This window comes from Novosphingobium sp. FSW06-99 (assembly GCF_001519065.1).
GTDB lineage: Bacteria > Pseudomonadota > Alphaproteobacteria > Sphingomonadales > Sphingomonadaceae > Novosphingobium.
Genome location: NZ_KQ954255.1, coordinates 1 through 6,008, shown reverse-complemented (window position 1 = coordinate 6,008; position 6,008 = coordinate 1). Strand labels below are relative to the sequence as shown.

General features: G+C 65.5%; 5 protein-coding genes. 3 read left to right on the top strand and 2 right to left on the bottom strand.

Annotated elements, in window-relative coordinates; genetic code table 11:
• Positions 1–74 precede the first annotated feature (74 nt).
• Positions 75–707: a DUF4197 family protein gene (locus AQZ49_RS08920; RefSeq protein ID WP_067614961.1), complete on the bottom strand. Its 633-nt coding sequence runs from the start codon at positions 705–707 to the stop codon at positions 75–77.
• A 62-nt stretch (positions 708–769) separates the two neighbouring features.
• Between AQZ49_RS08920 and AQZ49_RS08915 the strand changes: the two genes are divergently transcribed.
• Together AQZ49_RS08915 and AQZ49_RS08910 are read left to right on the top strand one after the other, a co-directional pair.
• Positions 770–2,953: a primosomal protein N' gene (locus AQZ49_RS08915; protein ID WP_067614960.1), complete on the top strand. Its 2,184-nt coding sequence runs from the start codon at positions 770–772 to the stop codon at positions 2,951–2,953.
• Positions 2,954–3,054: 101 nt separating this feature from the next.
• Positions 3,055–4,584: a cryptochrome/photolyase family protein gene (locus AQZ49_RS08910; RefSeq protein ID WP_067614959.1), complete on the top strand. Its 1,530-nt coding sequence runs from the start codon at positions 3,055–3,057 to the stop codon at positions 4,582–4,584.
• A 753-nt stretch (positions 4,585–5,337) separates the two neighbouring features.
• On the opposite strand, the gene AQZ49_RS22980 is transcribed toward AQZ49_RS08910, so the two are convergent.
• Positions 5,338–5,562 carry a hypothetical protein gene (locus AQZ49_RS22980; RefSeq protein WP_369819106.1) on the bottom strand — a complete coding sequence of 75 codons (225 nt, stop codon included), beginning with the start codon at positions 5,560–5,562 and terminating at the stop codon, positions 5,338–5,340.
• 175 nt (positions 5,563–5,737) lie between these two features.
• Between AQZ49_RS22980 and AQZ49_RS22975 the strand changes: the two genes are divergently transcribed.
• On the top strand, positions 5,738–6,008 hold a 271-nt coding region (locus tag AQZ49_RS22975; RefSeq protein WP_369819105.1), incomplete at its 3' end, for a hypothetical protein.

The window sequence follows — 6,008 nt, the reverse complement described above, 5'->3', positions numbered from 1 at the left end:
TGGCGGTGTCCTGCAACTGGCGGGGTTTGCGCGCCCTATAGGCAATGACGCGGCCCGGGCAAACCCCGAAGCGATCAAGGATGCGCCAACATGCCCGCCAGTTGCGGATCGCCGCCTGCGGTGGGGTCGGCGCGGATCGCCGCCTCTTCATCACCGATCGCATCCCACACCGCATCATCGGCGTGGCGCGCCAGCTTGCGCGCGAGCGCCTCGCTGCCCAGCGCGGCCAGCGTGGCGATCAACGGCCCGAGCGCCGGATCGTCGAGCGCGCGGGCAAATTCGGGTACCATCGCCTCGATCAGCGCGGGGCCCATTTCGCTGCGCAGCAGGCGCGTCGCCGCGCGCGGACCGCCCGCCAGCACGGCGCGCGCGTTGGTGATGCCCATCACTTTGACTGCGGCGGCGATGCGGGGCGCCGCCGCCCGCACCGCGCGCAGGGCCACCGGGCGCACCCAGGCATCGAGCCGCCGATGGAAATCGGGCGACATCAACACGGCCTGCACACCCGGGCCGAGATTCAGCCCGGCGACAAACTTGTCCCACGCGCCGCCCGGCTGATCCAGCCGGGCCAGCGCGCGTTCGGTGGCGCGGCGCAACAGGCGGCGCACCGCTTCATCGACCGTGAACGGCGGCAATGCCGCACAGGCCGCCAGAACCGCCGTCAACCCGGCCATCACCGCGCGACGGGCCATCCGCGAATGGGTCATCAACCGCCTCCGTTGGTGCGGGGCTGGCCCCGCCCGCACCTGCCGCCTATATCCCGCCAAACATGAACGCTGCCAACACGCCTGCCCGCTGCCGCTGCCTGGTGTTCAATCCGGGGCTGGAGGTGCTTGACTATCGCGTGCCGAGCGGGATGACCGTTGTGCCGGGCAGCGTGGTCCTGGCGCCGCTCGGCCCGCGCCAGATTCTGGGCGTGGTGTGGGATGAAGGGCGCCTTCCGGGTGAGGACTATCCGCTGGCGCGGCTGCGTCCGCTGTTGCAGGTCCTGCCGGTGCCGCCGCTGCCCGCGCCGCTGCGCCGGTTGATCGAATGGACCGCCGATTATTACCTGGCCCCGCTGGCCTCTGTCGCGCGCATGGCCTTGTCGAGCGGCGCGGCGTTGCAGGGCGGCGGGATGATCACCGAATATCGCCTGACCGGCGCGGAACCGGGCCGCCTGACCCCGCAACGCGCGCAGGCGATCGAGCGGCTGGCGGGCGAACAGGCAACCATCCGCGAACTGGCCGGCACGGCAGGCGTGTCCGATGCGGTGCTGCGCGGGATGGTCACCGCCGGGCTGCTGGAAGCGGTGCGGGTCGACAGCGATCGCGCCTATCCCCGGCCCGACCCCGCCCATGCCGTGCCGCAGCTCAATCCCGGCCAGGCCGAAGCGGCGGAACGGATCATCGCTGCGGTGCGCGCGCGGCGGTTTCAGCCGTTCCTGCTCGACGGGGTGACCGGGTCGGGCAAGACCGAGACATATGCCGAAGCGATCGCCGCGGCGCTCGCCATGGATCGCCAGGTGCTGATCCTGCTGCCCGAAATCGCGCTGACGCAGAATTTCCTCGCCCGGTTCGAGGCGCGGTTTGGCGCCGCGCCGGTGGCCTGGCATTCCGCGCTGAAAGCATCCGAACGCCGCCGCGCCTGGCGACAAGTGGCGCTGGGCGGGGCCAAAGTGGTGGTGGGCGCGCGTTCGGCGCTGTTTCTGCCGTTTGCCGATCTGGGGCTGATCGTGGTCGATGAAGCGCACGAGATCGCGTTCAAACAAGATGACGGCGTGCGGTACAACGCGCGCGACGTGGCGGTGATGCGCGCGCGGTTTGAACACGTGCCGGTGGTGCTGGCCAGCGCCACCCCCGCGCTCGAAAGCCTGGCGATGGCCGAGGCCGGGCGTTATGAACGGCTGGTGCTGCCCGACCGCTTTGGCGGCGCGCAAATGCCCGATATCCGCATTGTCGATCTGCGCAGCGATCAGCCGGAGCGCGGCAAGTGGATTGCCCCGCCGCTGGTCAAGGCGTTGAAAGAACGCGCCGAACGCGGCGAACAGAGCCTGTTGTTCCTCAACCGCCGCGGCTATGCCCCGCTGACGCTGTGCAGGGGCTGTGGCTATCGCTTTTGCTGCCCCAACTGTTCGGCCTGGCTGGTCGAACACCGCCTGTCGCGGCGGCTGGCGTGCCACCATTGCGGCCATGAGGTGCCCCCGCCGCCCGCCTGCCCCGAATGCAACGAGCCTGATTGCATGGTCGCCTGCGGCCCCGGTGTCGAACGCATCGCCGATGAAATGGCAGCCATCCTGCCCGATGCGCGGGTGATCGTGGCAACGTCGGACACACTGAACAGCCCGGACAAGGCCGCCGAATTCGTCGAGCTGGTCACCGGCGGCGGCGTGGACGTGATTGTCGGCACGCAACTGGTGACCAAGGGGTTCCATTTTCCCGACCTGACGCTGGTCGGGGTGATCGATGCCGACATGGGGCTGGAGGGCGGCGATCTGCGCGCAGCCGAGCGCACCTATCAACAGATCGCGCAAGTGTCGGGCCGGGCCGGGCGCGGCGAAAAACCCGGCGAAGTGCTGTTGCAGACGCGCCATCCCGAGGCGGCGGTGATCATGGCGCTGGCCAGCGGCGACCGCGACGCGTTCTATGCCGCCGAGACCGAGGCGCGCCGCGATGCGGGCGCCCCGCCGTTTGGCCGCTGGGCCGCGATCATCGTATCAAGCGAGGACGAGGCCGAAGCCAAAGAGGCCGCACGCGCGATCGGCGGCACGCGCCCGCAACTGCCCGACGTGATGGTGCTGGGCCCCGCCCCCGCCCCGCTGTCGCTGCTGCGCGGCCGCTATCGCTATCGCCTGCTGATCAACGCGCGGCGGTCGAGCGATCTGCAGGCGGTGCTGCGCGACTGGCTGGCCCAGTTGAAATTCCCGCAAGGGGTGCGCGTTGCGGTCGACATCGACCCCTACAGCTTCGTCTGATCCACAACGCCCCGTGGCATAACCCGATCCTCTCCGGCGCCGGGAGGAAAAGGGCACAAGGGACAGGTTGAACACCCGGCCCCGCCACGCGACGGCAGCGCATGACCAAAGGCCCCGTTCTTGTTCCCGTGCTCGGCGATCAACTGTCGCCTGCCCTGTCCAGCCTGGCCGACCGCAGCCGCGACGATACCGTGGTGCTGATGATGGAAGTCGCCGAAGAGACCACCTATGTCGGCCACCATCAGGCCAAGATCGCGCTGATCCTGTCGGCCATGCGCCATTTTGCGGCGGACTTGCGTGCCGATGGCTGGCGGGTCGATTATGTCGCGATGAACGATCCGGCCAACAGCGGATCGTTTACCGGCGAAGTGGTGCGCGCGGCGCGGCGCCATGGCGCGCGCGGGGTGCAAGTGACCGAGCCGGGCGAATGGCGCGTGCGACAGATGATCGACACCTGGGGCGATGCCACGGGCCTGCGCGTGCGGGTGCTGCCCGACACGCGGTTTGTCTGCGCGCTGCCCGATTTTTTCGCCTGGGCTGCCGGGCGCAAGGAATTGCGCATGGAATGGTTCTATCGCGACATGCGGCGCAAGACCGGGCTGCTGATGGAGGGCGATCAGCCGGTCGGGGGCCGCTGGAATTTTGACGCCGACAACCGTTCGGGCCCCGCGCCGGGCCTGACCCCGCCCGCGCCGATGCAGTTTGCCCCCGATGCGATCACGCAAGACGTGATCACGCTGGTGCGCGCACGGTTCGGCCACCATTTCGGCAGCCTCGACCGGTTTGGCTGGCCCGTCACGCGCGCCGATGCCGAACGCCTGCTCGACCATTTCATCGCCACGCGCCTGCCGCAATTCGGCCAGTGGCAGGATGCGATGCTGACCGGGCACGACACGATGTTTCATGCGCTGATCGCGCCGGCGCTCAATTGCGGACTGCTCGATCCGCTGGATGCCTGCCGCCGGGTCGAAGCGGCCTTTCACGCGGGCCACGCGCCGCTGGCCGCCGCCGAAGGGTTCATCCGCCAGATCATCGGCTGGCGCGAATATGTGCGCGGCATGTACTGGCTGACGATGCCGGGGCTGGCCGATGCCAACGCGCTGGAGGCGCATCGCCCGCTGCCCGCGTTCTGGTGGACCGGCGACACGCCGATGCGCTGTATCGCGCAGACCGTGCGATCGACCCGCGACAACGCCTATGCCCACCATATCCAGCGCCTGATGGTGATGGGCAACTTTGCGCTGATCGCCGGATTGCGCCCGCAAGAGGTCGCCGAATGGTTTCTGGCGGTCTATGCCGATGCCTATGAATGGGTCGAACTGCCCAATGTGGCGGGCATGGCGCTGCACGCCGACGGCGGCCGCCTCGCCTCAAAACCCTATGCCGCCAGCGGCGCCTATATCGCCCGGATGAGCGATTATTGCACCACCTGCCGCTATGACGTGAAGCAAAAAACCGGCCCCGACGCCTGCCCCTTCAACGCCCTCTACTGGCACTTCCTGGATCGCAACACCGACCGCCTGTCCCGCAACCCGCGCCTGGCCCAGCCCTATGCAACCTGGCGCCGGATGAGCGCGGACAAGCGGGACGCGTATCTGGCGAGCGCGGAGGTGTTTTTGGCGGGGTTGTGAGGGGGGATGGGTGAAAGGGCGGACTGTCCGGAAAGACTGGTTCTGGATCGCGAAATGCTGGAAGCAGACATTTGCCTTGGCCTCTGATGGCGACTGAACCGCGCCCAATTTCGGCGCTCCGACGAAGGCGTTTGACATCCTGAGTGCCAATAATCTGTTGATTGATCGGAATCCTCGTTGATCATGTGGCATTGCCGCACCAAGTTGGCCTCTCGGCGGCGAACCGACTTAGGAGTAAGTGGTGGTCATAGGTTGGCGAGAGGCGGGGTCGAAGGCAGTTGCAGCCGCCCTAAAGCCGGCAATCGATGCGCTTAAACCGCAGCTTGCTCGGCGCGGGGCAGCAGAGATAGCGGGGCAAAGTCTGCAACTGTTATCAGCCCATTTTGACGAAGCCCTTTCGTTGATTTCAGAAAACGCGGGGAGCCTAGGGCAGTTTCTATCCGATGAACTGAAGCGTGCGCTTTCAGATATTCCCGACGTATTTGATGACCCTGATGTGAAGCTTTGGCTGCAACAAGATGCAGTGCGTGCTTTGGTCATCGAAGGGGCACGAGCAGCACTGTCTGGACAACCTTTCGACAAATTCCGGAATTCTGCGGCCGCGTCTTTCGCGAGCTTTTCATCAGATGGACAGTGGTGGGGTGAGGTTGTTTTCGATACAGCAGTCGCTTTCGTGGCGCTGTCGATTAAGGCGAAGCTAAGCTTTGGTGATCTGGCGATTATTGACAATGCAGCGTTCTTAGCGAGCCAAAATCACGAACGCTTAGATAAAATTGAAGAATTGTTAAAGGTCGGCGTCTCTACGCCTGAAGATGCCGTGCGTGCGCTAGTCGAGCCCGAAATTGAGAAGGCAGAACGCCTGCGAGCTTTGACCGATGCCGAGCGGCCGAACAGGCTCGTTCGGCTAGCAGAGCGGGTGGTTGCAGGCGATTTGCGCGCTGCCGAAAATAATCTACGTATTTCTCTTTTCCGGTGCACGGCGGCGGCCTTAGCCAGGGTCAAACGTACAGATGAGGCAGAGCTTTGGATTGAGAAGGCACGGAATGCTGGCGCGAATGATCTTGCTCCGGACTTAGCGCGGATTGCTTTGAACCGAGATCAGCTGGCCGAAGTATTCAGGCTTCTCAAATCGCGAACGGACTGTGTTTCAGTCATGCTGGTGGGTGAGGCGCTCACGAAGCGTGATGGGGTAAGCGCTGGTTTGGGCTACGTGCGAAGTATGCTGACGCCCGGATTAATGACAGGCTTCGCAATTGCGACCGTAGCCGACTGGCTTCAGAAGAACGATGAATGGGAAGAGGCTGAGCAGATTCTAGCCGCCGCCACTGAACGGCAAAAAGAAGAGAATCCGACAATTCCCTACAGTTTAATGCGACTTCGAATCGCACTTATGATTCCTGCAGCGAACGAACGCACCAGGATGA